The 391-nt window shown below is 56.3% G+C and carries 1 rRNA gene; it reads left to right on the top strand.

From position 1 onward, the window contains the following. A 23S ribosomal RNA gene (locus NE619_RS18100) occupies window positions 1-391 on the top strand; the annotation flags it as partial.

Below are 391 nucleotides of genomic sequence, written 5' to 3'. Positions count from 1 at the left end.
TGGTAGAGGAGCATCGTATGCAGGCAGAAGCGAACCTGAAAGGGTTGGTGGACCGCATACGAGAGAGAATGTTGGCATGAGTAGCGAGAGACGGGTGAGAATCCCGTCCGCCGAAAATCTAAGGTTTCCTGAGGAAGGTTCGTCCACTCAGGGTAAGTCGGGACCTAAGCCGAGGTCGAAAGACGTAGGCGATGGACAACTGGTTGAGATTCCAGTACCACCGAAAGTCGCTATGGAGCGAAGTGGGGACACAGAAGGATAAGCAGAGCGCGCCGTTGGTAGAGCGCGTGCAAGCGTCGAGGGAGTCCGGGGAGGCAAATCCCCCTGGGCAATTCCGAGGCGTTACGCGGAGGGAAGAATAGTACCGGAAGCTGCTGATTTCACGCTGTCA

It is taken from the genome of Anaerovorax odorimutans (assembly GCF_024459955.1).
GTDB lineage: Bacteria > Bacillota > Clostridia > Peptostreptococcales > Anaerovoracaceae > Hominibacterium > Hominibacterium odorimutans_A.
Note: the sequence above shows the minus strand (reverse complement) of the source record. Positions and strands in the feature narration are given on the sequence as shown.